Consider the following 25,070-nt stretch of genomic DNA (forward strand, 5'->3'; position numbering starts at 1 on the left):
TCACCTCGGTGGTCCCACCCGTCTCGCGCCGGCTGCCCGACTTCCCCTGGGACAAGCTGACGTCGTACGCCGCCACGGCGCGCGCACACCCGGACGACATCGTCGACCTCTCCGTCGGCACCCCGGTCGACCCCACGCCCGAGGTCGCCCAGGCTGCACTGCGCGCTGCGGCCGACTCCCCGGGCTACCCGCTGACGATCGGCCTGCCGGAGGCCCGGCAGGCGGTCGTCGACTGGTTCGCGCGCGCTCACGGCGTCCCCGGCCTGGAGATCGACCAGGTGCTGCCGGTCATCGGCTCCAAGGAGCTGATCGCCTCGCTGCCGACCCACCTCGGCGTCGGCCCGGGCGACCTGGTCGTCTTCCCGCAGCTCGCCTACCCGACCTACGAGGTCGGCGCGGCGCTCGTGGGTGCACGGACGATGGCCACCGACTCGCTGACCTCGATCGGCCCCGAGACCCCGCGCCTGCTCTGGCTGAACTCGCCCTCCAACCCCACCGGCCGAGTGCTCCCGAAGGAGCACCTCAAGAAGGTCGTCGACTGGTGCCGTGAGCGGCGCGTGCTGCTCGTCTCCGACGAGTGCTACATCGAGTGCAGCTGGGAGGCTCCGGCGTACTCCGTCCTCCACCCGGACGTCTGCGGCGGCAGCCACGACGGCATCCTCGCCGTCCACTCGCTGTCGAAGCGGTCCAACCTCGCGGGCTACCGGTGCGCGTTCGTCGCCGGCGACCGCTCGGTGGTCGCCGAGCTGCTCGCCGTCCGCAAGAACCTCGGCCTCCAGATGCCGGGCCCCCAGCAGCGCGTCCTCGCCGCCGTGCTCGACGACGACGAGCACAGCAAGGAGCAGCACGCGCGGTACGCCGCCCGCCGGGCCACGCTCCGCGCCGCCCTCGAGGGTGCCGGCTTCACGATCGACCACTCGGAGGCCTCGCTCTACCTGTGGGCCACCCGCGGTCCGGACGGACCCGACTGCTGGGCCACCGTGGCCGAGCTGGCCGAGCTCGGCATCCTCGTCGCCCCCGGCGAGTTCTACGGCCGCGCCGGCTCGCACCACGTGCGGGTCGCCTTCACCGCGACCGACGAGCGGGTCGCAGCCGCCGCGGAGCGGCTCGCCACCCTGGCTTGACGGGTTAACGTCGGTCCATGCGTCGACTGGCGGTGCTCGGGACCCTCCTGCTGCTCGTCGCCGGCTGCGGTGGGCAGGACGACCAGGACGACCCCGCGTCGTCCGCCACCGAACAGACGGCGCCGGAGACGTCGCAGGCGGTCTCGGTCGACGGCAACGAGATCGTCCCGCTGGCTCGGGCGGACGGGAGCGAAGGGCGTTACCTGCTGCACCTCCCGCCGGAGCCGGCCTCGGACGACGGCTTCCCACTGGTCCTCGTCCTGCACGGTGCTCCTGGCACCCCGGAGGAGATGGTCGAGGTGACCGGGTTCGACGACCTCGCCGACGAGGAAGGGTTCGTCGTCGCCTACCCCGATTCCTTCGATGCCGCCGAGGACGTCGCCGTCCTGCTCGACGACGTCGAGGCCCGCGCGCCGATCGACCCGGAGCGCATCTACGCCACCGGCTTCTCCCGAGGCGCCTCGGCGACCTACCTGCTCACCTCGGAGCTCACCGACCGGATCGCCGCGTTCGCCCCCGTGAGCGGGGTGCCCTACGAGGTCCCGCCGGAAGGTCCCGCCTCGGTGCTCGCCATCCAGGGCCTGGCGGACGAGACGGTCACCGGGTCGGACGGGTTCGTCGAGGGCTGGCGGGAAGCGGCTGCGTGCGCCCCGCCGACGGTGACCAGGGAACGGCTCGGGAACCGGCCGGCCCGCCGCGCGACGAGCAGCTGTGCCGGCGGGGCAGACTTCGTCGTGATCGACGTGCAGCGGATGGGCCACGAGTGGCCACGAGGTGCAACGCCGCTGGTCTGGGAGTTCTTCGAGGACCACCCGCTGTCGGGCGCGAGGTAACCGCCGGGCTACTTCACCTCGGAGCGGCGCAGGAACAGGAGGCCGACCGTGAGCGGCAACACGATCCAGATCGCGGTGGTCGAGGCGAGCATCGCCCATTCCTCGGCCGTGTCCGTCGCGCCCTCGAACAACGCGACCTGGGTCGCGTTCCAGTCGACCCACGGCTGCAGGTCGCTGAACCAGTCGCGGACCTCGGCGAGCAGGACGAGGATCCCCGAGAGGACGAGGGACACCACGAAGTAGCCGACGATGGCGGCCGCCGAGCTGCGCAGCACGACGCCCAGCGTGAAGCCGATCGCCATGCCGACGAGGTTGCCGAGGACGATCTGCGGCACCTCCGACAACGGGATGTTCCAGACAGGATCGACACCCGCGAGCGCGGAGCCCGCCAGGTTGCCGAGGGCGCCGACGGCGAAGGCGACGGCCATCGAGCCGATGCCGACCAGGAAGGTCGCGATCGCCTTGGCTCCGATCACGCGGCCGCGGTGGGGGACCAGGGCGAACGTCGTGAGCCCGCTGCGCTGGCTCCACTCGCTGGTGACGCCCAGGATCGCGATCATCGGCAGGATCACCGACATGGGGAAGCCGATCGCGGTCGCGAAGCTCTCGTAGGTCACCGAGTCGTCAGGCGCGAAGACGATGACGGCCGCGGTGGCGACGACCGAGAGGACGCCGATGCTGATGAGCATCCACCAGCCCGACCGGGTGTCGAACATCTTGCGCAGCTCGACCTCGACCAGCCGAGCAGTAGGGATCGTGTGGATCGGTAGCCGAGCCGGGGCTGCTGTCGTCGCGTCGTGGGGTGTGGCCGTGGTGGTCATGGCCTGACGATCTCGGCAGGGCGGCGTACGGCGCGTCGGGGGCGACCCTCATGCTCCCCGTACCCGACCCCTGCCCCACCCTGAGCGCGGCTGCGTCGATCGCCGGCGATGAGACGATCAGGTCGTGGTTCCTGAGTCTCTGCGCTACCCCGATCCTCCGCTGTGCGACGGACGGATCGGACTCCGCAAGTGGGATGAAGGCGACCTCGACTGTGTTCGACTTGCAGGGACGGACCCAGCCATACCGGCGGGCACGACCGTCCCCGCCACGTACACGGCGGCCGAAGGACTCGCCTTCATCCAGCGTCAGTGGAGCCGTGCGGATCGGGGTGAGGGACTGTCTCTGGCGATCGTCGATGTGAGCGACGACCGCGCGATCGGCCTGGTATCCATCGCGATGAGACCGCAGCAGCATGTCGCGGGACTTGGCTACTGGGTAGTCCCGAGTGAACGCGGCAAGGGCGTGGCGACGGCCGCCGTTCGCCTGGTGTCGCCCTGGGCACTGAACGCGCTGGGCTTGCAGCGGTTGGAGGCATGGACGGAGCCCGAGAATCTGCGATCTCAGGCCGTCCTACGAAGCGCTGGGTTCGAGCACGAGGGGCGTCTTCGGAACTTCCTCAGGGTCGACGAGCACCCCGTCGACGCGATGGTGTTCGCCGTGCTTGGCTCTGGAGTGTGAAATGCGCCGCCGGCTGTCGGCTGTCGGTTGCGGCGTGTGCGAACCGGCCGGTGTGGACTCGCCGGCCTTAGGCTCAGCATTGTGTTTCGAAGGCGTCTGACATTCAGTGCGGCGCTGGTCGTGGTCGCGGCCGCCGCGTGTGACGTGAGCGTGGACGATGAGTCCTCGACCCGGTCGTCGCCTGCGGCCAGCGCGTCCACGGGTCAGGGCTCGGTCACCGACGATCCGGTCAACGGCCTGGCCGACGACGCCAGCGAGGCGGCCGACGTCGTCGACTCTGCTCCGCTGCTGCGCATCAGGAACGCGACGTCGCAGGAGCTGGTGCTGACGAGTGAGGGTGAGCGGACCACGGTGACGGTCGCGGCCGGCGAGTCCGTGCGATTGATGACCGAGCGGGTCTGCCGATGGATCCCGCTGACGGCCACCACGGTCGACGGGCGGTTCGTGGATGCGTTCACCGAGCCGTGCCAGGGCCAGACGTGGATCATCACCGAGAACTAGAGGCCGGGGGCGTCCCCAAGGAGACTCCGGGCATGCCGATGGCCCCGCCGGTGGTGTTGTGGTGGCGGGGTTCGGGGCGTGGGAGCTAGTGGTCGGGTGGTGAGGGGGTGGGTGCCGGTGGGGTCGACGAGGTAGGTGCCGGAGTCGAGGGTCCAGGTGTAGGTGCCGGGGTGGAGCATCCGGTAGGACGCTCGGCCGGCGGTCTTCATCCGGTGGTGGCCTCGACACAAGGGGGCGAGGTTGCACGGGCAGGTGACGCCGCCCTCGGCGTGGGATTCGAGGTGGTCGAGGTCGCAGCGTCCTGGTCTGATGGTCGAGCCTGTCGAGACCGTGCAGTGGGGGAAGACGCAGTGGTGGTCGCGTTCGGTGACCTGACGCCGGTGGCGGTCGGGGGTCTCGTAGGAGTCGACCGGCTGGTGACCGGCGAGATCCACGACTGGCCTGACGAGGACCGTCGTGCCGGGGAGGCCGAGCCAGGTCTTGATCTGCTCCGGTGAGATCGGGGTCTGGGTGTTGCCGAACCGGCCGACGGTCGTGTCGTCGGCGGACAGGTGGAGCACCAGCTCAGTCTTCCGTCCCGGGACGGTGCGGGTGATCTCCCCGGTCTCGGGGTCGACGACGTGCAGGTCGAGCATCAGGTCCTCCCGCGCTATTTCGCCGAGCGCCTTGGAGCGGCGGATGTCGAGGGAGTCCTCGTCGCCGAGCTGACCCAGCAGCTTCGCGCGGCGGCTGATGGCGTTCTCCAGGTCGAGGGCGTCGGCAGCGTCGAGGGTGGCGGAGAGGTTGGCGGTGCCGTTGAACCCGACCGCATCCAGACCGGTGTTCACGTGCCGGTGCTCGTGCGCCTGGCGGCGGCGTTCCTCGGCGGCCGCGGGGTCGTACCGGACGAGGGCTTCTTCGACGAGGCGGTCGACCTGGGGCCAGGTGCAGCCTTGGGCGCTGATGGCGAGCTGCCGGTCGACGTAGGCGGCGGCGTCCTCGGACAGCAACCTGGTGTGATCGGCGATCCGCAGTGCTTTCCAGACCGGCACGTGTCCGTCGAGGGTCCGCTGCCACAGCTGGGGGAGGCGGTGGGAGAGCTCGAGGACCTGGCCGACGTAGTTGCGGCCGGAGTCCAGGGAGCGGCCGAGGAGGGCGTTGAGCTCCATGACGGCGAAGTCGCTGATCAGGGGTGCGCCGGGGCCGGCGAGTGGGAGGCCGGTGTCCAGGCCGCGTTCGGTGAGGGTGGCGGCGTCGGCCTCGTCGTCGACGACGTGCTCGAGCGCCCACTCCGCGATCTCCCGAAGAACGGCGATCTCCTGGTCGACGATCACGGTGCGGCGCTCACGGATGCTGGCGAGCAGCTCCTGGGATCGGGTCACCACGACCCGCTCGGCTTCGGGTGCGACCGGCTCGACGGCCACCGCGCCCAAGGGGGCGGGGAGGTCGAAGAGCGGGGCGGTCCCGAGTTCCATGAGGCGTATTCAACATGGGACCACCGACAGTTCGACGCGGCCGGAACGCGCCTGTGGACAGGGGGTTCCCTGCACATGGATTGTGGACGACAGGTGGCTCGAACCGCTTCTGCAACGACCCACGGCCCGACGGTCGCGGGCAGCTTGCGGCGTCTCGATACGCCCTCGCCTAGCGGCTCGGGCTACTCGACGACCACCACGAGGGTTACTCGACGACCGGCGGGCGAGGGCTACTCGACGACCGGGAGGCTCGGACTACTCGCGACCAACGACCGACGACCGACGCACCCGCAAGCAGACCGCGACCACCTGTCCTCCTGACGCGGCCGCAAGCACAGCGAGTACCTCAGGCCTCCCGTCACCGGCGCAGGGCTCGGGGGAACAGTCACGTGACCAACGACGGCGCTCGGCCATGTAATTCGTCTGTAGCGGCTACCAACTCACAACCCGACGGCCGTAGGCAGCTTGCGGCGTCTCGATACGCCCTCGCCTAGCGGCTCGGGCTACTCGACGACCAGGCCGGGCTACTCGACGACCAGGCCGGGCTACTCGACGACCAGGCCGGGCTACTCGACGACCGGACGGCCGGGGTGCTCGACGACCGCGAAGGTCAGCGGGTGGCGCGGATGGTGGGGCTGACGTCGGCCTTGCAGCGGTCGGTCTTCTTCACCTTGGCGTAGAACCGGCCCTCGGTGCCGGTGTTGCCGGTGTTCCAGTCGCCGTCGTCGTCGGTGGTGTCGGAGGCGAAGCGGCGGTCGTTGCCGCCGCCACGCGAGCCGATCTGCTTGTAGACGACGACCTCGCGGTTCTTCTCGCAGCGGTCGCGGGGGCTGTCGACCTCGCCGAAGAGGTCGGTGCCGTCGGCCTCGATGGTGACGGTGGAGGCGGCCGGGGCGGCGGCCTCGGCGCCAGCGGGGACGAGAAGGGCGAGGCTGCCGACGGCGGCGAGCGTGCGGACGGAGGTGCGGGTGAGGGTGTTCATGGGATCCAGGGTCCGCCAAAAGCCGCCGTACGTCTGGTCCTGGATCGTGACCTCGACCCGTCGCGGCGGAAAACGCACGAGACCCCCGAGGCCGGAGGGCATCGGGGGTCTCGCTCGCTGCGAGGGAGAACGCTCAGGTGGTGATCAGCGGCGGGCGGTGATCGTGGGGCTGAAGTCGGCCTTGCACACGTTGGTCTTCTTGACCTTGGCGTAGAACTTGCCCTCGGTGCCGGTGTTGCCGGTGTTCCACTCGCCGTCGTCGTCGGTGGTGTCGGAGGCGAAGTTGATGTCGTTGCCGCCGCCGCGCGCGCCGACCTGCTTGTAGACGACGACCTTGCGGTCGGCCTCGCAGGCCGAGCTCGAGCTGACCGAGCCGAACAGGTCGGTGCCCTCGGTCTGGATGGTGACCGTGGAGGGGACCGTCGGCGCGGCCGACGCGGTGGCGGCGTTGCCGATCATGACGCCGGCGGCCGAGGCCAGGCCCAGGAACGAGACAGCAGCGGTACGGGTGATGATGTTCATCGGAGTTTCCTTCTGGTGTGGGGGACGTGCGATCGGGTTGATCGCGGTTCTGGGGTGTGGATGCACCCCCGGCCCCCGGAAGTTCCAGAAGTTCCGAGATTTCTTTTCCGGCTACTCGAACACGTCGACGTGGACGTGGTCGCGGTGCTCGAGGATGGCCCGGTCGCCGGACCGGCTCGGCGGGTCGTAGTCGCGCCAGCCCTCGCGGCCGGCGGTCCAGATCCGGTCGTCGAAGATGACGGTGCGGATGTCGAGCCGCGCGGCGTTGCCGACGAGGTAGTGGGCGACGGCCCAGCCCCGCGTCTGGTTGGCGTCGTTGATCGGCCGGAAGAAGATGTCGACCGCCCGGCCCTCGTAGTGCGCGGAGCCCTCCATGTGACCCGTCGACACGCCGCCGGGGGCGAAGCCGCCGAGGTCCAGCTTGCCGAAGCGGTCGAGGACGTCCTTGCGTACGGCGTCCGCCCGGCCGGTCAGACCCGACGGGACCAGCTCCTCGTCGGCCGAGGGCGCGCCGCCGTCGAGGTCGCAGCTGAACGCCGCGGGGGAGTAGCCGGTCAGCGCCGAGGCGAGCGCGCGGGCGTCCTCCTCGTGGTCCGCGTAGGCGCTGGGGTAGGCCGAGCGCTGGACCATCTGTGCGGCCTCGGTGATCGCCATGTCCTCGTAGCCGTCGACCTCGACCAGGGCGTCGTAGAAGGCGTTGGTGGAGTACACCGGGTCGAGGATCTGCTCCTCCGTGCCCCATCCCTGCGAGGGCCGCTGCTGGAACAGCCCGAGCGAGTCGCGGTCGCCGTAGTCGATGTTGGTGAGCTTCGACTCCTGGAACGCCGTGGCGAGGGCGATCGACACGGCGCGGGCGGGGAGGCCGCGCTCGATCGCGATCGAGGCGATGAGGGCGGCGTTCTCGGCCTGCTCGCCCGAGATCTCGACCTCGTGCCCACCGACCGCGGCCGAGCAGTCGCCGTCGGGCCCGGTGAAGTGGTCGACGGCGGTGAGGATCGCGACGCCGACCGCAGCGACGATCGCGATGGCCACCAGGCCGACCACGACGACTGCGGCACGCCCCTTCATGCTCCCCGCTTCATGCACTCAGTGTCCGGGAGAGGTGGTTGCGCGACCGCAACGTCAGTTCGCGTGCAGCGCGGCGTTGAGGGCGATGCCCTCGCCCTGCCACGGCACCGCCTCGACCGCACCGGTCTGGCTGTTGCGCCGGAAGAGCACGTTGGCGGCCCCCGACAGGTCGCGCGCCTTCATCACTCGCGGCTCGGCGCCGGGCAGGTGGACCAGCACCTTGGTGCCGGCAGTGACGTAGCAACCGGCCTCGACCACGCAGTCGTCACCGAGGGAGATGCCGATGCCGGCGTTGGCGCCGATGAGGCAGCGCCGGCCGATCGAGATGACCTCCTTGCCGCCGCCCGACAGGGTGCCCATGATCGAAGCGCCGCCGCCGACGTCCGAGCCGTCGCCGACGACGACCCCGGCCGAGATCCGGCCCTCGACCATCGAGGCGCCCAGCGTGCCGGCGTTGTAGTTGACGAAGCCCTCGTGCATCACGGTCGTGCCCGGAGCCAGGTGGGCACCGAGCCGCACCCGGTCGGCGTCGGCGATGCGGACGCCGGCGGGCATCACGTAGTCGACCATCCGCGGGAACTTGTCGACGCCGTACACCGCGACGGTCTCGCCGGCGGCGCGCAGCCGGGCCCGGGTCAGCTCGAAGCCGTCGACGGCGCAGGGCCCGGCGCTGGTCCACACCACGTTGGTGAGGTGGCCGAAGATGCCGTCCAGGTTGATGGTGCGCGGAGCGACCAGCCGGTGCGAGAGCAGGTGCAGGCGCAGCCACGCGTCGGCCGTGCTCGCCGGCGGGCTGTCGAGGTCGGCGATCTCGACCAGGCCGACCTGGAGCTCCACCGCGCGCACCTTGTCGCTGCCCTCGAGAGCGACCAGCTCCGCCGAGGCGACCGCGTCCTCCGGCTTCGCGCCGAGCGCGGGGGTCGGGAACCAGGTGTCGAGCACCGAGTCGTCGGAGGCGTACGTCGTCAGGCCGAATCCCCAAGCAGCAGTCACGTGGGGTGATTCTAGTGGGGGCACAACCGATTACCCGCCGGGCCCGCGCTCGCCGTACGCTGTGACCACAGGCGTTCGAGCCGTCATCAGCGGCGAGCCCCGGGAAGAACGGGTTTCGACAAGCTCAACCACCGAGACCTCAGTAGAACCCGGCGGGTAGGCCCGTCACAGCCGAGAACGAGTGGTGGTCTCGACGAGCTCGACCGACGAGACCGCAAACGAGGTGGTACCGCGGCGCAAGTCGTCCTCGTACGACGACAAACCACCGCAGGAGATGCCACTCATGACCTATCCGAAGGTCAACACCGACAACAGCGCAGGCGTCCCGTCCTCGCCACGCTTCCCGGAGATCGAGGAGCGGGTCCTGGCCTACTGGGCCGAGGACGACACGTTCCGGGCCAGCGTCGAGCAGCGCGACGCCGGGGACGACGGCGCCAACGAGTTCGTCTTCTACGACGGGCCGCCGTTCGCCAACGGGCTGCCGCACTACGGCCACCTGCTGACCGGCTACGTCAAGGACATCGTGCCGCGCTACGAGACCATGCGGGGCAAGCGCGTCGAGCGCCGGTTCGGGTGGGACACCCACGGGCTCCCCGCGGAGCTCGAGGCGATGCGGCTCAACGGCATCAAGACGACCGACGAGATCGTCGAGATGGGCATCGACAAGTTCAACGACGCCTGCCGGGCGTCGGTGCTGAAGTACACCGGGGAGTGGCGCGACTACGTCACCCGCCAGGCGCGCTGGGTCGACTTCGACAACGACTACCGCACGATGAACCCGGAGTTCATGGAGTCGGTGCTCTGGGCGTTCAAGAGCCTCTACGACAAGGGCCTGGTCTACGAAGGCTTCCGCGTCCTGCCGTACTGCTGGAACGACGAGACGCCGCTGTCCAACCACGAGCTGCGGATGGACGACGACGTCTACCAGGACCGCCAGGACCCGGCGGTCACCGTGGGCTTCGAGATCACGAGCGAGGGCGAGCTCCAGGGCGCCAAGCTGCTGATCTGGACGACGACCCCGTGGACGCTGCCGAGCAACCTCGCGGTGATGGTGGGCTCCGACATCGACTACGTCGTGGTGGACGAGTACGGCGTCGACCGGTACGTCATCGCCGAGGCCCGCCTCTCGGCGTACTCCCGCGAGCTCGGCGAGGAGCCCAACGTCGTGTGGCGCGGCAAGGGCTCGGACCTGGTGGGCCTGTCGTACACGCCGCCGTTCCGCTACTTCGAGGGTCACGCCAACGCGTTCCGCGTGGTGCCCGCCGACGAGGCCGTCACGACCACCGACGGCACCGGCCTGGTGCACAGCGCAGGCGCGTTCGGTGAGGTCGACAAGGAGGTCACCGACCGGGAGAAGATCGAGCCGGTGATGCCGGTCGGCAAGGACGGGCGGTTCATCGCACCGGTCGACGAGTACGCCGGCATGCTGGTCTTCGACGCCAACCTGCACATCATCGACCACCTCAAGACCCGGACCGGCGCGGTCACCCCCGGCACGGTGCTGCTGCGGCGTGAGACCTACAACCACTCCTACCCGCACTGCTGGCGGTGCCGGGAGCCGCTGATCTACAAGGGCGTGGAGTCCTGGTTCGTCGAGGTCACCAAGTTCAAGCAGCGGATGCTGGAGCTCAACGAGCAGATTCGCTGGGTGCCCGAGCACATCAAGCACGGGCAGTTCGGCAAGTGGCTGGAGAACGCCCGCGACTGGTCGATCACCCGCAACCGGTTCTGGGGCAGCCCGGTGCCGGTGTGGAAGAGCGACGACCCGGCGTACCCCCGGATCGACGTCTACGGCTCGTTCGAGGAGCTCGAGCGCGACTTCGGCCGGCTGCCGCTCAACAAGGACGGCGAGCGCGACCTGCACCGGCCGTGGGTGGACGAGCTGACCCGTCCCAACCCCGACGACCCGACCGGGAGGTCGACGATGCGCCGGGTCGCCGACGTGCTCGACGTGTGGTTCGACTCCGGCTCGATGTCCTTCGCCCAGGTCCACTACCCGTTCGAGAACCAAGACTGGTTCGACGGTGCTCAGGACGGCTCCGCCGTGGGGCACTTCCCGGCCGACTTCATCGTCGAGTACATCGGCCAGACCCGGGGCTGGTTCTACACGCTGCACATCCTGGCGACCGCGCTGTTCGACCGGCCGGCGTTCTCGTCCTGCATCAGCCACGGCATCGTGCTCGGCTCCGACGGCAACAAGATGTCGAAGTCGCTGCGCAACTACCCGGACGTGCGCGAGGTCTTCGACCGCGACGGTGCGGACGCGATGCGGTGGTTCCTGATGGCGAGCCCGATCCTGCGCGGCGGCAACCTGGTCGTCACCGAGCAGGGGATCCGCGACTCGGTGCGCCAGGTGATGATCCCGCTCTGGAACACCTGGTACTTCTTCTCGCTCTACGCCAACGCCGAGAGCTACGACGCGCAGGGCCGCACCGACTCGACCGACCCGCTCGACCGCTACCTGCTGGCCAAGACCAGGCAGTACGTCGAGCAGCTGACCGCAGAGCTCGACGACTACGCGATCGCCGACGCGTGCGAGACGACCCGCGGGTTCCTCGACGTACTGACGAACTGGTACGTCCGCCGCTCCCGCGAGCGGTTCTGGGAGGGCCGGGCCGAGGCCTTCGAGACCCTGGCTGCGGTGCTGGACGTCGTGTGCCGCGCCGTCGCGCCGCTGCTGCCGCTGACGACCGAGGAGGTCTGGCGCGGCCTGACCGGCGGTCGTTCGGTCCACCTCACCGACTGGCCCGACGCCGCGGCGCTGCCGGGCGCCCCCGCCGACCTGGAGCTGGTCGCCGCGATGGACCAGGTCCGCGAGATCTGCTCCGCCACGTCCGCGCTGCGGAAGGCCGGCGGGCTGCGCAACCGGCTGCCGCTCGCGACCCTCACGGTGGTCGTCGACGACCCGGCGGCGCTCGAGGGGTTCACCTCGATCGTCGCCGACGAGGTCAACGTGAAGCGGGTGCGGCTGCTCGCGACGGACTCGTCCGAGGCGGCGTCGTACGGCGTCTCGCAGCGGCTCACCGTCAACGCGCGCGCCGCCGGTCCGCGGCTCGGCAAGGACGTGCAGACCGCGATCAAGGCGTCGAAGTCGGGCGACTGGTCCGTGGCCGAGGACGGGTCGGTCGTCGCCGGCGGGCTGGCGCTGCTCGAGGGCGAGTACACGCTGGAGACCGTCGTCGGCGACGCGTCGGACGACACGGCGACCGGCATGCTGCCCGGTGGTGGGTTCGTCGTGCTCGACACCGCGGTCACCCCCGAGCTGGCCGAGGAGGGACTCGCGCGCGACCTGGTGCGCGCGGTCCAGCAGGCCCGCCGCGACGCCGGCCTCGAGGTGACCGACCGGATCGCGCTGACGATCGGCGGCGGTGCGGCCGTGCAGGCGGCCGCGCGGACGCACGAGTCGCTGATCGCCAACGAGACCCTCGCGACGTCGTACTCCGTCGTGGAGGCCGACGGCGGCACCGTGACGGTGGGCGAGGGCGAGCAGGCGTCGCTGGCGGTCGCCCGCGCCTGATGCTTCCTACCGACAACGGCGACCGGAAGGTCGTCGTCGACTCGCTCGGCGTCGGCATCGCAACGGGCGCCTACGGGGTGTCGTTCGGTGCGGTCGCGACCGCCTCCGGCCTCGACGTGTGGCAGGCCTGTGTGCTGTCGCTGCTGGTGTTCACCGGCGCCTCGCAGTTCGCGTTCGTCGGCGTCGTCGCGGCGGGCGGTGCGCCGTTGGCCGGTACGGCGACCGCGGTGCTGCTCGGCAGCCGCAACGCCTTCTACGGCGTGGCGTTGTCGCCGCGGCTGCAGGTGCACGGCTGGCGCCGACTGCTGACGGCCCACCTCGTGATCGACGAGTCGACCGCGATGGGTCTCGGGCAGCCGGACGCCCGGCGGACGCGGCTGGCGTTCCGCGTCACCGGTGTGACGATCTTCGTGCTCTGGAACCTGATGACGCTGGTGGGCGCGGTGGCCGGGGAGGCGCTCGGCGACCCTCGCGCCTACGGCCTGGACGCCGCGGTCGGTGCGGCGTTCCTCGCGCTGCTGTGGCCGCGGCTCACCGCGTGGCCGCAGCGCCTGGTCGCGGTCGTCGGCGCCGGAGCCGCGGTCGGCCTGGTGCCGCTGACGGCCGCCGGCGTGCCGGTGATCCTCGGCGGCACGGTGGCCGTCGTGGTCGGAATGCTGCTGACCGGACCCCGGACGGCGGAGGAGGCGCCGTGAGCGCGCTCTGGGTGGGCGTGCTGGCCGCAGCCGCCGGCTGCTACGCGCTCAAGGTGGCCGGGCTGTCGGTGCCGCGGGCCCTGGTCGAGCACCCTGTGGCCGAGCGGGTGGCCGCGCTGATCCCGGTCGGCCTGCTGGCAGCGCTGGTCGCCGTGCAGGTGCTGGCCGACGGCCGGTCGCTGACCGTGGACGCGCGGGTGCTGGCCCTCGGTGCCGCCGTCGTCCTGCTGGTCGTGCGCGCGCCGTTCCTCGTCGTCGTGTTCGGGGCAGCGGCCGTCGCCGCGCTGGCCCGGCTGGTTGGATGAGGGCATGACCGCGCTCGATCTCACCGCCGATGCCGTCACGCTGACCCGGCAGCTCGTGGACATCGAGTCGGTGTCGCGCAACGAGCAGCAGATCGCCGACGCGGTCGAGACCGCCCTGCGCGCGCTGCCGCACCTCGAGGTGGTGCGCCGCGGGCACACCGTGGTCGCGCGCACCACACTCGGTCGGGCCAGCCGGGTGGTGATCGCCGGGCACCTCGACACCGTGCCGGTCAACGAGAACCTGCCGAGCCGGCTCGACGAGGCGACCGGGATCCTGCACGGACTCGGCACCTGCGACATGAAGGGCGGCGACGCCGTCATCCTCCGGCTCGCCGCCACCGTGACCGAGCCGGTGCACGACGTCACCTACGTCCTCTACGAGGCGGAGGAGATCGAGTCGGAGCTCAACGGGCTGCGGTTGCTGAGCGTGTCCGACCCCGACCTGCTCGCCGCCGACTTCGCCGTGCTGATGGAGCCGTCGAACGCGGTCATCGAGGCCGGCTGCCAGGGCACGTTGCGGGTGGACGTGCGCACCACCGGCGAGCGGGCGCACTCGGCGCGCAGCTGGCGCGGGGTCAACGCCATCCATGCCGCGGCCGACGTCCTCAACCGGCTCGCGGCCTACGAGGCCCGCAAGCCGGTCATCGACGGGCTGGAGTACCACGAGGGGCTCAACGCCGTCGGCATCCGTGGCGGCGTCGCCGGCAACGTGGTGCCCGACGAGTGCGTGGTGTCGGTCAACTACCGGTTCGCGCCCGACCGGTCCGAGGAGGAGGCGCTCGCGTTCGTGACCGACTTCTTCGCGCCGTACGACATCACGTTGACCGACTCCGCGCCGGGCGCGCTCCCCGGGCTCGACCGGCCCGCGGCCAAGGCGTTCATCGAGGCCGTCGGCGGTGCCGACGCCGAGGTGAACCCGAAGTTCGGGTGGACCGACGTCGCCCGCTTCACCACGCTCGGCGTGCCTGCCGTGAACTTCGGGCCCGGCGACCCGATGCTGGCGCACAAGCAGGAGGAGCACGTCCCCGTGGCCCACATCGAACGGTGCGAGCGCGAGCTGCGTGCCTGGCTCCAGGGCGAGGAGGCCCAGCGATGACCCGACGTAGCGGACCGGGCCCCCGCCCGAGTGCGGGCCGCCCGGTGGGCTCGACCACCGACCAGCGGCTGCTGGACAGCCGCGGCGACAGCGACTGGGTGCACACCGATCCATGGCGGGTGCTCAAGATCCAGGCCGAGTTCGTCGAGGGCTTCAACGACCTCGCCGAGGTCGGTCCGGCGATCTCCGTCTTCGGTTCGGCACGGATCCAGCCGGACCACCCGGCCTACCAGCTCGGAGTCGAGGTCGGCAGGGCGCTGGTCGAGGCGGACTTCACGGTCATCACCGGCGGTGGCCCCGGTGCGATGGAGGCCGCCAACAAGGGCGCCTCCGAGGCCGGCGGCGAGAGCATCGGCCTCGGGATCGAGCTGCCGTGGGAGGCCAAGCTCAACGACTACGTGAACTTCGGGCTGAACTTCCGCTACTTCTTCGTCCGCAAGATGATGTTCGTGAAGTACTCCCAGGGTTACGTCGTCCTCCCCGGCGGCATCGGCACCCTGGACGAGATGTTCGAGGCGATGACGCTCTCGCAGACGCTCAAGATCACGACGTTCCCGATCGTGCTCATGGGCGTCGAGCACTGGACCGGCCTGCTGGACTGGATGCAGGGCACGATGCTGAGCGACGCCCGCATCAAGCAGTCCGACATCGACATGCTCACCCTCACCGACGACGTGGAGGAGGCGGTGGCGCTGATGGTCGCCGCCCGGGAGCGTCATGCCTGAGGCGATGATGTGGGTCTTCGCGGGGCTCATCGTGCTGGCGATGGGCGGCATCGCGATGGTCGCGGCCGGCCGCGGCGAGCCGATGGGGCCGGCGTACGACGACCGGCCGGACGCGCGCGTCCCGCTGGACCGCCCCGTCACGGGCGACGACCTCCGCCGGGTGCGGTTCTCGTTGGCGTTCCGCGGCTACCGGATGTCCGAGGTCGACGCTCTGCTCGCCCGGCTGGCGCACGAGCAGGAGCAGCGGGCGGCCGGGCCGGTCGACCACCCGACACCCGATCGGCGGCCCTACCTCCCGCCCGCACCCGCCACCGCGGCACCGGTGGCGATGCCCGACCCGCAACCCGCCGTCGAGCCGGATCGCCGACCCGGCCGGCGGTTCGGGCGTCGGGCCGGCCGGCACTCGGGTCGGCACGCGGCCGCGCCGGAGGAGTGAGATGCGTGCCTCTGCTGCGCGGCTGAGGGCGCATAAGCGATAATGGCCACGGCAACCCAGGAAGAGCTGGGTGACAGTACTGACGGGAAGTGGGGTGCCGCATGGCGGCGATGAAGCCTCGGACCGGTGACGGTCCGCTGGAGGTCACCAAGGAGGGTCGGGGCATCGTCATGCGGGTCCCGCTCGAGGGCGGTGGCCGCCTGGTCGTCGAGCTGAACGCCGAAGAGGCGGGCGCGCTCGGCGATGCTCTCAAGAACGTGGTCGGGTGACCGCAGCCGTTCTTCCCAGCCAGGCTTCACCTCCCGAGTTCGCGCTGAGCGAGCTCCTCCCGGGGGCCATCGTCGGCGTCGACTGCGTCGCCGTGCCGGTCCTCCCCGCCGCGTCCGGCGATCCTGCTGACTCCGACGAGCAGGGCGTACTGCTCGGGCCCGGCGCTGCCGACCTGGTCGAGTCGACCGGGATCGACCTGCTCGCCGTCGCCGAGCTGCACCGGATGAGCGGTGCCGTCGGCGAGGTCGTCGAGGTCCCGGTGCCGCTCGGCACCGCTGCCAACCACGCCCTGCGCCTGGTCCTGCTGGTGGGCGTCGGCGACGCCCGTCCGGTCGACCTGCGCCGTGCCGGGGCGGCGCTCGCCCGGGCGGTCCGCGACCGGTCCGCCCTCGCCACGTCGATCCCGGCGGTGGCCGCCGACGGCGCCGCTGCGCTCGACGCGTTCGTCGCCGGCACCATGCTCGGGGCGTTCACGTTCCACTGGCGCTCCACCGGGCCGGAGCACCAGCCGGTCCGCCAGGTCGTCATCGCGACCGACGCAGGCACGCTGGACGACGTCGACCAGGGGGCGCTCCACCGCGCGGTCGCCATCGGCGGCGCCGGCTGGCGGGCCCGGACCCTCGCGACCGTCCCCAGCAACCTCAAGAACCCCGCGTGGCTCGCCGCGCAGGCCGATGAGGTCGCCGCGCGGGCCGGTCTCGACGTCCGCGTGTGGGACGAGGCCGACCTCGAGCGCGAAGGGTTCGGCGGCATCCTCGGCGTCGGCCGGGCCTCCGCGACCCCGCCGCGGCTGATCCGCCTCGACTTCACGCCCACGGGCGTCTCGGCCCGGGCCGCGAAGAAGCTCCCGCACCTGGTGCTCGTCGGCAAGGGCATCACCTTCGACACCGGCGGCCTCTCGATCAAGCCCGGACAGTCCATGACGTCGATGAAGCGCGACATGACCGGCGGTGCGGTGGTCCTCGCGACGATGGCCGCTCTCGCCGACGTCGGCTGCCCGATCCGGGTGACCGGCCTGGTGCCGGCCGCCGAGAACGCGATCTCCGGCTCGGCGCTCCGCCCGGGCGACGTGATCCGGCACTGGGGCGGGCGCACCACCGAGGTCACCAACACCGACGCCGAGGGACGGCTGGTGCTGGCCGACGCGATGGCCTACGCCGCCGCCGAGCTCGACCCGACGGTCATCGTCGACGTCGCCACCCTGACCGGTGGCATGAAGATCGCGCTCGGGCAGCAGATGGGCGGCTTCTTCGCCACCGACGACGCCCTGGCCGACGCCCTCCGCGAAGCCGGGGAGACGGCAGGTGAGCCGGTGTGGCGGTTCCCGCTCTACGCCGGCTACGAGGAGCGGCTCGCGTCGAAGGTCGCCGACGCCGACAACAGCGCCGGGGCGCCGCAGGCGATCACCGCCGCGCTGTTCCTGCAGCACTTCACCGGCGGGCGGCCGTGGGCGCACCTCGACATCGCCTCTGTCGGCGACGTCGAGAAGGAGCTGCACGAGTGGACCGTCGGGCCCTCCGGTTTCGGTGCCCGGCTGCTGCTCACCTGGCTCGGCCGGTCCGAGCCGCTCGCCGGCATCATGACGAAGGAGAAGAAGTGAAGGGCCTGACCGTCCGCTGGTCGCTCGCCGACGCACCCGAGGGGGTCGAGGAGCAGCTGGCGTCGTACGTCGCCGGGACCTCGCACGCCCGCTTCACCGGCATGCCCGGACTGGCCTACAAGACCTGGCGGTCGGTGCCGGGGAAGTGGTTCGAGGGTTGCTACGTCTTCGCGGACGACGAGGCGCGAACCGCGTTCCAGGAGACGTTCACCGCGGGCGCGGCCGACGCGCCGGGCTCGCAGATCATCGGCAGCCCGCCGATCCTGATCGAGGCGTGCGAGATCGTGGCGATCGCCGAGGGTGCCGCCGGGTTCGTCGCAGCGCCCCGCGCCTGAGCCGCCTTGACTTGGAGTGCACTCCAAGGCTGACACTGGGCGGATGAGCTTCACGATCGCCGAGGCCGCCGAGCGGTCCGGGCTGACCGCCCACACGCTGCGCTACTACGAGCGCGATGGTCTGCTGCTGACCGGCGTCGACCGGTCGGCGTCCGGCCACCGCCGCTACACCGTACGCGACCTGGCCTGGATCGAGCTCATCACCCGCCTGCGCGCCACCGGCATGCCGATCCGCGAGGTGCGGAAGTACGCCGCGCTGGTGCGCGCCGGCGACGGGAACGAGGCCGAGCGCCTGGCGTTGCTGGTCGCGCACCGGGAGCGGGTCGAGGCCCAGCTGGCCGAGGTGACCGCCCACCTGCGCGCGATCGACCACAAGATAGGCATCTACGAGGGAAAGGTCGAGCAGGCGTCTTGACTTGGAGCGCGCTCGAAGACGTTCAGTGGTCGCATGACCACCAAGAACCGCACTCTCGGTAGCGACTCGCATCTCACCGTCTCCTCTCTCGGCCTCGGCTGCATGGGCATGTCGGAGTTCTACGGCACCGCGGACGAGGACGAGGCGATCGCCACGATCCACCGCGCCTTCGACCTCGGCGTCACCTTCCTCGACACGGCCGACATGTACGGCCCGTTCACCAACGAGCAGCTGGTCGGCCGCGCGATCGCGGCCGGCTCCTTCGGCCGCGACGAGGTGCAGCTGGCGACGAAGTTCGGCAACGAGCGGCTGCCTGACGGCACCCGGGTCGGCGTCAACGGCCGTCCCGAGTACGTCCGCGCCGCCTGCGACGCCTCGCTCCAGCGGCTCGGCGTCGACGCGATCGACCTCTACTACCAGCACCGCGTCGACAAGACGGTGCCGATCGAGGAGACCGTCGGAGCCATGGCCGAGCTGGTCAAGTCCGGCAAGGTGCGGCACCTCGGCCTGTCCGAGGCATCCGCCGCCACCATCCGACGTGCCCATGCCGTGCACCCGATCACCGCGCTGCAGACCGAGTACTCCCTCTTCACCCGCGACATCGAGGACGAGATCCTCCCGACGATCCGCGAGCTCGGCATCGGCCTCGTCCCCTACTCGCCCCTCGGCCGCGGCCTGCTCACCGGCACCATCACCGCTTCCGCCGGCGCCGCCGGCGAGGGCGACCTCCGGCGCTCGGCGTACTTCCCCCGCTTCCAGGGCGATGCGCTGGCCGCCAACCTCACCCTCGTCGACAACGTCCGCGCCATCGCCGAGGAGAAGGACGCCACCCCCGGGCAGGTCGCCCTCGCCTGGGTGCTCGCCCAGGGCGACGACATCGTGCCGATCCCCGGCACCAAGCGGGTCCGCTACCTCGAGGAGAACGCCGCCGCGGCCGCCCTCGAGCTGACCGACGGGGACCTCGCCGCGCTCGAGAGGGCGGTTCCGCGGGACGCCGTCGTGGGCGACCGGTACGGCGACATGTCGACGGTCAACGTCTGACGGGTCGGCGGAGGATCAGGCGTCCGCCTCGGGGACCCATTCCTTCTTGGCCAGCAGGAGGCCGTCGCCGACCGGGAGGAGCAGCGGCACCAGCCCGTCGGTGGCGGTGATCTCCTGGGTGAGCGACCGGATCGCGACGGTCTCGTCGTCGCGGATCGAGGGATCGGCGACGCGGTCGTGCCAGAGGGCGTTGTCGAAGGCGACGACGCCGCCGGGGCGGAGCAGGCGAAGGGCCTCGGCGAGGTAGGCGCCGTACTCCCGCTTGTCGCCGTCGGCGAAGACGAGGTCGTAGTGACCGTCGGTCAGCCGGGGGAGCACGTCGAGCGCCCGGCCGGCGATGGTCCGGACCCGCTGCGGCGCGATGCCCTCGTCCTTGAACGTCTCGCGCGCCAGCCGCTGGTGCTCGGCCTCGACGTCGACGGTGGTCAACACACCGTCGGGGCGCATGCCGCGCAGCAGCCAGAGGCCGGAGACGCCCGCGCCGGTGCCGATCTCGACGACCGCCCGCGCGTCGAGCACGGCGGCCAGGAAGCGCAGGGTGGCGCCGACGCCGGAGCCCACCGCGACCGCACCGACCTCCTCGGCGCGGGCCCGGGCGGCGAGGAGCACGTCGTCCTCGACGACATAGGTCTCGGCGAAGGTCCAGCTGGCGGGGCTGATCGGATCGAGCGGTGAGTCGGCCACGAGGCCACGGTAACGGTCCGCGCAGCCGGAACATCGGGAACGCGCCGGTCGTTGGAACCGTCAGGAACGCTCAGGGACCCGACCGCGGTTTCACAGGGTTTCCTCAGGACACGGGCGTAGCGTCGAGGGACGAGGGAGGCAGCACCCAGGTGCGAAGAAGGGCAGGAACCATGAGTGCCGAACGGCCGGCTGCGGAGCCGACGCTCGACTGGGAGTCGATCGTCGAGCAGCACTCCGACCGCGTCTTCCGCCTTGCCCTGCGTCTGACGGGCAACCGCCACGACGCCGAGGACCTCACCCAGGAGGTCTTCGTGCGGGTGTTCCGCTCGCTGCACACCTACCGGCCCGGCACGTTCGAGGGCTGGCTGCACCGGATCACCACGAACCTCTTCCTCGACCAGGCCCGCCGCCGCCAGCGGATCCGCTTCGACGCGCTGTCCGACGAGCGCGCGGCGCGGCTCGCCAGCCCGGGCGTCGGGCCCGACGCGGCCTACGCCGACCGCACGTTCGACGACGACGTCGAGGCCGCCCTCTCCGCGCTCCCGCCGGAGTTCCGCGCGGCCGTCGTGCTCTGCGACATCGAGGGCCTCACCTACGAGGAGATCGCCGAGATCCTTGGCGCCAAGCTCGGCACCGTCCGTTCCCGGATCCACCGTGGCCGCGCCATGCTGCGCGCGGCGCTGGCCCACCGCGCCCCGCAGGGCGACCGCACCCGGTACGCCGGGCCCGCCCCTGCCGCCACCGAGGCGGGACGGTCATGATCGGTCACCTCGGGGCCCGCGCCAGCGCGCTCCTGGACGGCCAGCTCTCCCAGGCGGAGGCGGAGGAGGCGTGGGCGCACGTCTACGAGTGCCATGCCTGCCGTGACCTCGTCGAGCGCGAGGGCTGGGTGAAGACCCGGCTGGCCGGGCTCTCCGGCGGCGTGGGTTCCGCCTCGCCCGACCTCAAGGGATCGCTGCTCAACCTGACCCCCGGCGAGCAGTTCCTCGTCGACGCCGGCGGGCGCGGCAGCGTCCGACGCGGCATCGGCGTCGCGGTCCTCGGCGGAGGCGCGTTGGGTGCAGCGATGGTGGGGGTGCTGGCCCTCGGGTTCGCCCCGGGCTCGCCCTCCAGCGACCGTCGTCCCCCCGCCCGCATCGAGACGCCCGTCGCCAGCGATGACGGCGCGACCGGGACCCCCGCTGAGCGGGCGTTCCCGGTGCACGTCAACACGCCGGTCGGCACCGCCGTCACCCTCGCCGACCCGGGCGGCCTCCCGGCCGCCGCCGTGGTGCCGGCCTGGGTACAGCAGCTGCTCCCGCAGTAGCCGAGCACCAGGCGTTAGTGACCATCGGCGATGATGGTTCCGTGAACGACGGACCCGATCAGGACCCCGGACAGCGCTGGGCGCCCCCGGGCGACGGCGCGACCCCGCCGGTCCCGCCCGGCCCGCCCATGGAGCCGGTCGAGCCGACCTCGGCCGACCCGTCCCACGCCGAGCCTGTCTTCTCCGACACCGCACCGATCCAGACGTCAGTGGTGGAGCCCGTGGCCCCCGGCGCCCACCGCGCCGCCTATCCGCCGCCCCCGCCGACCCAGCCCCTAGCCCCGTCACCCGCGGCGTCACCCGCGGCCGGGCGCAACCGGCCCTCGGGCTGGGTGTGGCCGGTCGTCGCCGCGACCGCGCTCGTCGTGGGCGTGGTCGGTGGCGTGGTCGGCGGCATCGGCTACGCGCAGTGGGACGACGAGGAGCAGCGAGCGACCGTCCCGACGGTGGACTACGCCGACCTCGAGACCCAGGCGCCGCTCGAGAAGCCCGGCAGCGTTGCGCGGGTCGCCCAGGAGGTGCTGCCCAGCACGGTCCAGATCGTCGCCGAGTTCGAGGGGGCCGAGGCCGGGGCGACCGGCTCGGGCTTCGTGCTCGACGACAAGGGGCACGTCGTCACCAACAACCACGTGGTCGCCGATGCCGCGGAGAACGACGGCCCGATCGAGATCGTCGACCAGGACGGCAACAGGCAGAACGCGACCGTCGTCGGCCGCAGCCCCGTCTACGACCTCGCGGTGCTCCACGTGGCCGGCGCCGAGGACCTCAAGCCCGCCGCGCTCGGCAAGTCGCGCGCGCTGCGCGTGGGGGAGCCGGTGGTCGCCATCGGCGCCCCGCTCGGCCTGAGCTCGACGGTGACCTCCGGCATCGTCAGCGCGCTCAACCGGCCGGTGACGACCGGCAGCACCGCCGACGACTCCTCCTACATCAACGCCATCCAGACCGATGCGGCCATCAACCCCGGCAACTCGGGCGGACCGCTGGTCAACCTGAAGGGCCAGGTCGTCGGTGTGAACTCGGCGATCGCCACCAACGGCGGCGGCAGCTTCGACGACGAGGCCGGCAACATCGGTGTCGGCTTCGCGATCCCGGTGGAGCAGGTCATCACGACGGCGCAGCAGATCCTGGACTCGGGAGAGGCTCAGTACCCGGTCATCGGCGCCCGCGTGCAGACCGGCGGCCCGGCCGAGTACGACGGCGCCACCATCGACGAGGTCCTCGCGGACTCTCCGGCCCAGGACGCCGGGCTCGAGAACGGCGACTTGGTCACGCACGTCAACGGCGTCCGCGTCACCGACGGCATCGGGCTCATCGTCGCGATCCGCACCCACCTGCCGGGCGAGACCATCGAGTTCACGGTCACCCGCGACGGCGACGAGCAGACGATCGCGGTCACCCTCGACGGCGAGGTCGGCTAGGCGCTAGCCGGCCTCCCCGGCCTGCTCCGGCTCGTCGACGACCGGCTGGTCCGGGGTCTCGGTGTCGACGAACGGGTGCCGCTCGACGTACTCCTCGGTCGCGCGGTAGAGGCCCGCGATGTACTCCTCGAGCTTCTCCGCCTCCACCCGCCACTGACCGCGCCCGCCCAGCTTGATCGCCGGCAGCTCGCCGCGCCGCACCAGCGCGTAGACCTGCGCGCTCGAGGTGTTGAGGGTCTCGGCGACGTCGGTCAGCGTGAGGAAACGGGGGGGCCCGGCCATGGCGCCCATCGTCGCACCGTCCCGGGCGCGATCGCAGCACCGCCCCGCGGGCTGTGGACGAGCAGGTGACGCGGCGGCCTGCGGCGCTGCATCATGTGCTCGTGTCCAGTCTCGGGAAGGCGGGCACGTCGACGCCTCCGGTCGCCACCCGCGCGACCCGGGCGGGGTGGCGTGACCCGCGGTTGTGGATCGGCCTGCTGATCGTGGCCGGCTCGGTGGTGCTCGGGGCGCGCCTGCTCGCGGCTGCCGACGAGTCGGTGCCCGTCTGGGCGGTCGTGGGAGATCACGGCGCCGGTGCGCCGGTCGGGAGCGACGACGTCGTCGCGGTCCGGGTGCGGTTCTCCGACGACGGCGACCTCGACCGCTACCTGCCCGCCGACGAGCCTCTGCCCGACGGCATCGTCCTCGCTCGCCCCATCGGCGGCGGCGAGCTGCTGCCGAGAGCGGCGATCGACGCCGACTCGGACGCCGGCACGGTGCAGGTGCCTCTCGACCTGGACCCGAGCCGCGTGCCGCCGTCGGTCGGCGCGGGCTCCGTGGTCGACGTGTGGGTCGGCGGCACCGGCGTCCGCGGCAACCGCGTGGCGGGCGAGGTGGCGCTCTCCGCGGTGACGGTGGTCGCGGCGCCGCCCGTCGAGGAGAGCTTCGCCGTCACCGGCACCCGTCAGCTCGTGCTCGCGGTCGCCGAGGACGACGTCACCGACTTCCTCACCGCGCTCGACAGCCTGGACGACCCCGTCGTCCGCGTGCTGAACAGGGGCTGACGGTGATCGTCACCCTGCTCGTGTCGACCGGCGCGGCGTGGGAGGGCCCGACCCTCGCCGCGCTCAACGACCATCCCGGCGTCGTCGTGCTCAAGCGTTGCGTCGACCTCGACGACCTGCTGGCGACCGCCAGCGCCGGTCAGGCGCAGGTCGCCGTGCTCGGCGCCGAGCTGCCCGGCCTCGACGGGCCGACGGTCGGCCAGCTCCGGCAGTACGGCGTCCGCGCGGTGGCCGTCACGCCTGAGGACGACGTGGCGCGGGCGCACGCGCATCGGATCGGGATCGACGCCGTCGTCGCTCCCGGCGACGTCGACGACCTGGTGGCGGCCGTCCTGACCGACCCCGGTCCCGCGCTGGCGGCGCCGCCCACCCTGCCCCCGCCGTCCGCGGCGGCAGCGGACCCACCGAGCGCCACCCGCCCCGGCCGGGTGGTCGCCGTGTGGGGACCGGGCGGAGCGCCCGGCCGGACCACGCTCGCGACCGCGCTCGCCGCCGAGCTGGCCCGCCGTCGGCTGACGACGGTGCTCGTCGACGCCGATCCCTACGGCGGAGCGGTGGCCCAGCAGTGGGGCGTGCTCGACGAGGTCTCCGGGCTCCTCTCGGCCGCGCGCCTGGTCGCCGGCGGATCGGTCGACGAGCGGTTCGCGACCGTGCAGCGCCGGTTGTCGGACCACTTGCTCGTCATCACCGGCCTGCCGCGGCCGGACCGGTGGGTCGAGGTCCGTCCCGGCGCGCTGGGTGCGATCGTCGAGCGGGCCCGGGCCGACGCTCAGGTGGTGCTCGACACGGGCTTCAGCATCGAGCAGGACCCGGCCGCCGATCCCGGTGCCCGACCCGAGCGCAACGGTCTCACGGTGGAGGCGCTCGAAGCAGCCGACGAGATCGTGGTGGTGGGCTCCGCCGACCCGGTCGGCCTGGCCCGGCTCGCCCGCGCGGTCGCGGACGCGCACGAGCTGCTGCCGGCGCCGGCGCTGCGGGTCGTGGTCAACCGGATGCGGCCCACGCTCGGCTGGCGTGAAGCCGACGTCGTCGGCATGCTCGCCGGCTTCGGCCGCACCCTCGGCGTGCACTTCCTGCCCGACGACCAGCCGGCGGTCGATCGCGCCCTGGTCGCCGGCCGCACCCTGCTGGAGTCCGGCGAGTCGCCGCTCACCCGGGCGGTCGCCACGCTCGTCGACGCGATGGCGGGCGTCGGCTAGGTCCG

At 71.9% G+C, this 25,070-nt stretch carries 28 protein-coding genes; 20 read left to right on the plus strand and 8 right to left on the minus strand.

Features of this window, described 5'->3' with window-relative positions; translation table 11 throughout:
• Nucleotides 1-8: 8 nt before the first annotated feature.
• Complete coding sequence (gene dapC / locus DJ010_RS18370) at nucleotides 9-1,124, plus strand: succinyldiaminopimelate transaminase (protein WP_211318869.1); 1,116 nt, start codon at nucleotides 9-11, stop codon at nucleotides 1,122-1,124.
• 17 nt (nucleotides 1,125-1,141) lie between these two features.
• Nucleotides 1,142-1,957 carry a CE1 family esterase gene (locus DJ010_RS18375; protein WP_109696453.1) on the plus strand — a complete coding sequence of 272 codons (816 nt, stop codon included), beginning with the start codon at nucleotides 1,142-1,144 and terminating at the stop codon, nucleotides 1,955-1,957.
• Between the two features lie 8 nt (nucleotides 1,958-1,965).
• On the opposite strand, the gene DJ010_RS18380 is transcribed toward DJ010_RS18375, so the two are convergent.
• The gene (locus tag DJ010_RS18380; RefSeq protein ID WP_109696454.1) at nucleotides 1,966-2,778 is read right to left on the minus strand and encodes an ABC-2 transporter permease; all 813 of its coding nucleotides are present in this window, start codon (nucleotides 2,776-2,778) and stop codon (nucleotides 1,966-1,968) included.
• Between the two features lie 124 nt (nucleotides 2,779-2,902).
• Between DJ010_RS18380 and DJ010_RS18385 the strand changes: the two genes are divergently transcribed.
• Both DJ010_RS18385 and DJ010_RS18390 read left to right on the plus strand, forming a co-directional pair.
• Complete coding sequence (locus DJ010_RS18385) at nucleotides 2,903-3,457, plus strand: GNAT family N-acetyltransferase (RefSeq protein ID WP_109696456.1); 555 nt, start codon at nucleotides 2,903-2,905, stop codon at nucleotides 3,455-3,457.
• Between the two features lie 144 nt (nucleotides 3,458-3,601).
• Complete coding sequence (locus DJ010_RS18390) at nucleotides 3,602-3,958, plus strand: hypothetical protein (protein ID WP_146207396.1); 357 nt, start codon at nucleotides 3,602-3,604, stop codon at nucleotides 3,956-3,958.
• Here the strand turns inward: DJ010_RS18390 and DJ010_RS18395 are convergent.
• From DJ010_RS18395 to dapD, 5 genes are all read right to left on the minus strand, one after another.
• Entirely contained in the window at nucleotides 3,955-5,412 is a 1,458-nt protein-coding gene (locus DJ010_RS18395) for an HNH endonuclease signature motif containing protein (protein ID WP_109696460.1), read from the minus strand. The two genes, DJ010_RS18390 and DJ010_RS18395, sit on opposite strands and share 4 nt — an antisense overlap.
• Nucleotides 5,413-6,022: 610 nt before the next feature.
• Nucleotides 6,023-6,394 (minus strand): hypothetical protein, encoded by a 372-nt coding sequence (locus DJ010_RS18400; protein WP_146207397.1) that lies wholly within the window; start codon nucleotides 6,392-6,394, stop codon nucleotides 6,023-6,025.
• 144 nt (nucleotides 6,395-6,538) lie between these two features.
• Nucleotides 6,539-6,916 (minus strand): hypothetical protein, encoded by a 378-nt coding sequence (locus tag DJ010_RS18405; RefSeq protein ID WP_109696464.1) that lies wholly within the window; start codon nucleotides 6,914-6,916, stop codon nucleotides 6,539-6,541.
• A gap of 111 nt (nucleotides 6,917-7,027) precedes the next feature.
• The gene (locus DJ010_RS18410) at nucleotides 7,028-7,984 is read right to left on the minus strand and encodes a VldE C-terminal domain-containing protein (protein WP_109696465.1); all 957 of its coding nucleotides are present in this window, start codon (nucleotides 7,982-7,984) and stop codon (nucleotides 7,028-7,030) included.
• A 54-nt stretch (nucleotides 7,985-8,038) separates the two neighbouring features.
• Entirely contained in the window at nucleotides 8,039-8,977 is a 939-nt protein-coding gene (gene dapD, locus DJ010_RS18415) for a 2,3,4,5-tetrahydropyridine-2,6-dicarboxylate N-succinyltransferase (protein ID WP_109696467.1), read from the minus strand.
• A 283-nt stretch (nucleotides 8,978-9,260) separates the two neighbouring features.
• On the opposite strand from dapD, the gene ileS reads away from it, so the two are divergent.
• The 11 genes from ileS to DJ010_RS18470 all read left to right on the plus strand — a co-directional run bounded on the left by ileS (nucleotide 9,261) and on the right by DJ010_RS18470 (nucleotide 19,412).
• Complete coding sequence (gene ileS / locus DJ010_RS18420) at nucleotides 9,261-12,494, plus strand: isoleucine--tRNA ligase (protein WP_109696636.1); 3,234 nt, start codon at nucleotides 9,261-9,263, stop codon at nucleotides 12,492-12,494.
• The gene (locus DJ010_RS18425; protein WP_109696469.1) at nucleotides 12,494-13,189 is read left to right on the plus strand and encodes an AzlC family ABC transporter permease; all 696 of its coding nucleotides are present in this window, start codon (nucleotides 12,494-12,496) and stop codon (nucleotides 13,187-13,189) included. Before ileS ends, DJ010_RS18425 begins: the two co-directional genes overlap by 1 nt.
• Nucleotides 13,186-13,494: an AzlD domain-containing protein gene (locus DJ010_RS18430; protein ID WP_109696471.1), complete on the plus strand. Its 309-nt coding sequence runs from the start codon at nucleotides 13,186-13,188 to the stop codon at nucleotides 13,492-13,494. Before DJ010_RS18425 ends, DJ010_RS18430 begins: the two co-directional genes overlap by 4 nt.
• 4 nt (nucleotides 13,495-13,498) lie before the next feature.
• On the plus strand, nucleotides 13,499-14,590 hold the full coding sequence (dapE, locus tag DJ010_RS18435; RefSeq protein ID WP_109696473.1) for a succinyl-diaminopimelate desuccinylase: 1,092 nt from the start codon (nucleotides 13,499-13,501) through the stop codon (nucleotides 14,588-14,590).
• On the plus strand, nucleotides 14,587-15,315 hold the full coding sequence (locus DJ010_RS18440; RefSeq protein ID WP_109696475.1) for an LOG family protein: 729 nt from the start codon (nucleotides 14,587-14,589) through the stop codon (nucleotides 15,313-15,315). The genes dapE and DJ010_RS18440 overlap by 4 nt, the downstream gene beginning before the upstream one ends.
• Nucleotides 15,308-15,751, plus strand: a complete 444-nt coding sequence (locus tag DJ010_RS18445; RefSeq protein WP_245927690.1) for a DivIVA domain-containing protein — start codon at nucleotides 15,308-15,310, stop codon at nucleotides 15,749-15,751. The genes DJ010_RS18440 and DJ010_RS18445 overlap by 8 nt, the downstream gene beginning before the upstream one ends.
• A gap of 101 nt (nucleotides 15,752-15,852) precedes the next feature.
• Nucleotides 15,853-16,020 (plus strand): DUF3117 domain-containing protein, encoded by a 168-nt coding sequence (locus tag DJ010_RS18450; protein WP_091024313.1) that lies wholly within the window; start codon nucleotides 15,853-15,855, stop codon nucleotides 16,018-16,020.
• Complete coding sequence (locus DJ010_RS18455; RefSeq protein ID WP_109696477.1) at nucleotides 16,017-17,621, plus strand: leucyl aminopeptidase family protein; 1,605 nt, start codon at nucleotides 16,017-16,019, stop codon at nucleotides 17,619-17,621. The genes DJ010_RS18450 and DJ010_RS18455 overlap by 4 nt, the downstream gene beginning before the upstream one ends.
• A complete protein-coding gene (locus tag DJ010_RS18460) occupies nucleotides 17,618-17,956 on the plus strand; it encodes a hypothetical protein (RefSeq protein WP_109696479.1) in 339 nt (112 codons plus the stop codon). Before DJ010_RS18455 ends, DJ010_RS18460 begins: the two co-directional genes overlap by 4 nt.
• 43 nt (nucleotides 17,957-17,999) lie before the next feature.
• Entirely contained in the window at nucleotides 18,000-18,371 is a 372-nt protein-coding gene (locus DJ010_RS18465) for a MerR family transcriptional regulator (RefSeq protein WP_109696481.1), read from the plus strand.
• A gap of 33 nt (nucleotides 18,372-18,404) precedes the next feature.
• The gene (locus tag DJ010_RS18470; RefSeq protein ID WP_109696483.1) at nucleotides 18,405-19,412 is read left to right on the plus strand and encodes an aldo/keto reductase; all 1,008 of its coding nucleotides are present in this window, start codon (nucleotides 18,405-18,407) and stop codon (nucleotides 19,410-19,412) included.
• 15 nt (nucleotides 19,413-19,427) lie between these two features.
• Here DJ010_RS18470 and DJ010_RS18475 read toward each other — a convergent pair whose 3' ends face one another.
• Nucleotides 19,428-20,096 (minus strand): O-methyltransferase, encoded by a 669-nt coding sequence (locus tag DJ010_RS18475; protein WP_245927693.1) that lies wholly within the window; start codon nucleotides 20,094-20,096, stop codon nucleotides 19,428-19,430.
• Nucleotides 20,097-20,245: 149 nt separating this feature from the next.
• Between DJ010_RS18475 and sigE the strand changes: the two genes are divergently transcribed.
• The 3 genes from sigE to DJ010_RS18490 are packed head-to-tail and all read left to right on the plus strand — an operon-like array spanning nucleotide 20,246 to nucleotide 22,820.
• On the plus strand, nucleotides 20,246-20,857 hold the full coding sequence (sigE, locus tag DJ010_RS18480) for an RNA polymerase sigma factor SigE (protein WP_281271148.1): 612 nt from the start codon (nucleotides 20,246-20,248) through the stop codon (nucleotides 20,855-20,857).
• Nucleotides 20,854-21,402, plus strand: coding sequence for an anti-sigma factor (locus DJ010_RS18485; RefSeq protein ID WP_109696487.1), 549 nt, complete (start codon nucleotides 20,854-20,856; stop codon nucleotides 21,400-21,402). The genes sigE and DJ010_RS18485 overlap by 4 nt, the downstream gene beginning before the upstream one ends.
• A gap of 41 nt (nucleotides 21,403-21,443) precedes the next feature.
• Complete coding sequence (locus DJ010_RS18490; RefSeq protein WP_109696489.1) at nucleotides 21,444-22,820, plus strand: S1C family serine protease; 1,377 nt, start codon at nucleotides 21,444-21,446, stop codon at nucleotides 22,818-22,820.
• 3 nt (nucleotides 22,821-22,823) lie between these two features.
• Here DJ010_RS18490 and DJ010_RS18495 read toward each other — a convergent pair whose 3' ends face one another.
• Complete coding sequence (locus DJ010_RS18495) at nucleotides 22,824-23,102, minus strand: helix-turn-helix domain-containing protein (protein WP_109696491.1); 279 nt, start codon at nucleotides 23,100-23,102, stop codon at nucleotides 22,824-22,826.
• Nucleotides 23,103-23,203: 101 nt separating this feature from the next.
• Here DJ010_RS18495 and DJ010_RS18500 point away from each other — a divergent pair, with 101 nt between their 5' ends.
• Both DJ010_RS18500 and DJ010_RS22150 read left to right on the plus strand, forming a co-directional pair.
• Nucleotides 23,204-23,866 carry a flagellar biosynthesis protein FlgA gene (locus DJ010_RS18500; RefSeq protein WP_146207398.1) on the plus strand — a complete coding sequence of 221 codons (663 nt, stop codon included), beginning with the start codon at nucleotides 23,204-23,206 and terminating at the stop codon, nucleotides 23,864-23,866.
• A 2-nt stretch (nucleotides 23,867-23,868) separates the two neighbouring features.
• Entirely contained in the window at nucleotides 23,869-25,065 is a 1,197-nt protein-coding gene (locus tag DJ010_RS22150; RefSeq protein WP_109696494.1) for a CpaE/TadZ family protein, read from the plus strand.
• The last annotated feature ends 5 nt before the right edge of the window (nucleotides 25,066-25,070 follow it).

Origin of the sequence: Nocardioides silvaticus, from assembly GCF_003160695.1 — a bacterium.
GTDB lineage: Bacteria > Actinomycetota > Actinomycetes > Propionibacteriales > Nocardioidaceae > Nocardioides > Nocardioides silvaticus.